Source organism: Burkholderia sp. LMG 13014, assembly GCF_905232215.1.
Classification (GTDB): domain Bacteria; phylum Pseudomonadota; class Gammaproteobacteria; order Burkholderiales; family Burkholderiaceae; genus Burkholderia.
The window spans coordinates 1-2,612 of the sequence record NZ_CAJNKE010000729.1 but is presented as its reverse complement, the minus strand read 5'-3'; the positions used below and the strand labels follow the sequence as shown (position 1 = coordinate 2,612).

At 65.3% G+C, this 2,612-nt stretch carries 3 protein-coding genes; all 3 read right to left on the bottom strand.

The features are described 5' to 3' along the window. Positions 1-27: 27 nt before the first annotated feature. Positions 28-1,182, bottom strand: coding sequence for a DUF2827 domain-containing protein (locus JYJ84_RS33720; RefSeq protein ID WP_175223005.1), 1,155 nt, complete (start codon positions 1,180-1,182; stop codon positions 28-30). A 14-nt stretch (positions 1,183-1,196) separates the two neighbouring features. Beyond that, a complete protein-coding gene (locus JYJ84_RS33715) occupies positions 1,197-2,342 on the bottom strand; it encodes a DUF2827 domain-containing protein (protein ID WP_122947975.1) in 1,146 nt (381 codons plus the stop codon). Continuing rightward, positions 2,326-2,612: hypothetical protein (locus tag JYJ84_RS33710; protein WP_205190064.1), on the bottom strand; the 287-nt coding region annotated here is incomplete at its 5' end. The genes JYJ84_RS33715 and JYJ84_RS33710, both read right to left, overlap by 17 nt.

Sequence of the window (2,612 nt, the reverse complement as noted above, 5' to 3'; positions counted from 1 at the left end):
TGTCGGCGTCCGCAAAGGGCGGCCGCGTCATGCGTCGCGATAGAGGGTGGCGATCGCGTCCGTATAAGCGGCGACGTTCTCGGGGTTGTAAATGCTGACCGAGCTGAGCACGTGCTTCGATTGCTCGCGGTACGCTTCGAGGTTCGCGTCGTGTTCGGCGAATGCCTGCAGCAGCGCGCGGCCGCCGGCCTGGCAGTCGAAGTCCGGATAGAAATACCCGGCCTTGCCGAGGAACGGCGAGTTGTGGATCAGCGGGTAGTCGCCGTACAGCAGCTCGTAGTACACGTAGTTCTGCGCGTTTTCCCACGTGTGCGACACCACCGCATCGCCGTAGGCCGCCATGAACTCGTACACCGCGTAGCGGCTTTCGAACGTCGTGATCCCGTGGTTCACGATGTCGAGGCTCTTCGCGAAGTGGACGAACGTCGCATGTTCCTTCAGGTGCAGCGTGTTGCACACGCGCACGAACTCGAGGAAATCAGGCTTCGCGCGATACGCTTCCTCCGTCACCAGCATCGGGATGACACTCGTCTTCACCATGCAGATGTTCGGCTCGAACATCGCCACGCGCCAGCGCGGCTTGCCCGGCTGATAGCCGAACGACCAGCCTGCGCCGAGCGTCGCGCGGGCCTTGTCGAACAGCAGCGGGTGCCAGATGTGCGGGACGATCGTGACGGGCGCGCGCAGACCCGTCTGGTAATAGTGCAGGCACGAGCGCTCGAATTCGGGAATCGTCCACACCGCATCGTATGGCGCGCCCGAGAACAGGAAGCCCGACGGCTTGTCGAACATCGCGCGTTCGATGTCGATCACGTAGTCGTTGCCGACCCGCATCGTGACGACCTTGCCGCCGCGCTCGCGGAACGCGCGCAGGTAGTCCGCGCCGAACTGCGCACTCATTTCGATCAGCACGTCGCAGCGCTGCATCGCTTCGTCCATCGACAGCAGCGGCACGTCCCATTCGCCGAGCATCATCTGTGGATCGGCGATCTGCTCGCCGCCGTTCACCATCACCGCTTCCGCGACGAGCGGCGACTGGCGCAGCAGCAGGATCAGCAGCAGGCAGTTCTGGAAGATGCCGTTTTCCCACAGCGACTGGCCGGCGCCGCGCACGAACAGCGACACGCCGACGACGAGACGCTTGCCCTCGCCGGGCGCTTGACGGGCATTGGAGTCCGACATGCGTATTCTCCGGTTCAGGCGACCAGACGCGAGACGAACGCGTCGAGGTTCGCGGGGTTGTCGATCGAGACCGACTGCAGCAGCCGGCCGGCCTTCGCACGGTAGTCGTCGAGGCGTTCGTCGTGATGCAGCCACGCTTCGAGCAGCGCACGGCCGCCCGCGGCGGAATCGAAGTCCGGGTAGTAATAGCCGGCGTCGCCGATCAGCGTCGAGTTGTGGATCAGCGGATAGCCGCCGTACAGCACGTCGTAATACAGATAGTTCTGCCCGTTTTCCCAGTGGTGCGACACGACCGCATCCGCGTGGCGCGCCATGAAGCCCGGCAGGTCGAGGCGCGGCTCGAAGGTCGCCTTGTGCTGGCGCACGAGATCGAGGCTGTTCGCGAAGTGCACGAAGGTCGGATGCTCCTTCATGTGCAGCGAGTTCACGACGAACATGTGCTGGACCGCGTCAGGACGCGCGCGATAGAACTCGTCGCACGCAAGCATCGGGTAGTGACAGGACTTCGCGACCGAGATGTTCGGCTCGAGCATGGCCAGTTGCCACGGGCGGCGGCCGGGCCGATAGCCGAACGTTGCGCCTTCCGCGGCGAGCGCGGCGATGCGGCGCTCGAGGAAGTACGGCGACCAGATGTGCGGCATCAGGTGGACCGGCGCACGCAGGATGGTCTGCAGCATCGGCGCGGCAGTCTTGTCGTATTGCGGCAGCAGCCACACTTCGTCGAACGGCGCGCCGTTGAAGACGTGTCCCGACGGTTTGCCGAAGATCGGGGTTTCGCACAGGCCGGCGTACACGTGCCCGCAGAAGAACGCGGCGATTTTCTTGCCGAGCGCCTTCATGTGCCTGAGCCATTCGACCGGCAGCTGTGCGCCCATTTCGATCACGACGTCGAGTTCGTGCGTGACGTCGGTGGGCTTGACGAGCGGGATGTCGAGGCCGTCGAGTTCGAGGCCGGCCGGCAGTGCGTTGGCGTCGCCGCCGTTCAGGAAGTAGACGGGGCCGACGCGATCCGAGCGCTTGAGCATCATCGCGAGGAACGCGATGTTCTGGTGTATGCCGTTTTCCCAGATCGCCTGGCCGTCGCGCGCAAACAGCGAGATGCCGACGGCCGGCCGTTGCTTGCGAGTGCCGCCCGAGGCGGCTTCATTGATGTCCGTCACCGGTTGGTTTCCTCTGCGGCGTCGTGCGTCCGGGCGTGGCGTCGAGCGCCTGGCCTGGAAGCGGCGCGCCGTGGATTGTCATGAGTGGATTCGCGCCGGTGCGCCGCGGCAGGCGAATCGTGTGACGTGGATCGCGGGGGCGGCAGCCGGATTCCGGCGTGTCGTCGGGCACGCCTGGCACGGCGCGCGATTCGGGCAGGCAGCCCCGGCGACTGTCTGCGGCGATTGTGGCATGGAAACCGCCGGTTTGTGGAGGGACCTGACGAACTT

Coding starts and splice junctions, on each gene's coding strand:
- JYJ84_RS33720 (WP_175223005.1), bottom strand. CDS start 1,182: ATGTCGGACTCCAATGCCCGTCAAGCGCCCGGCGAGGGCAAGCGTCTC.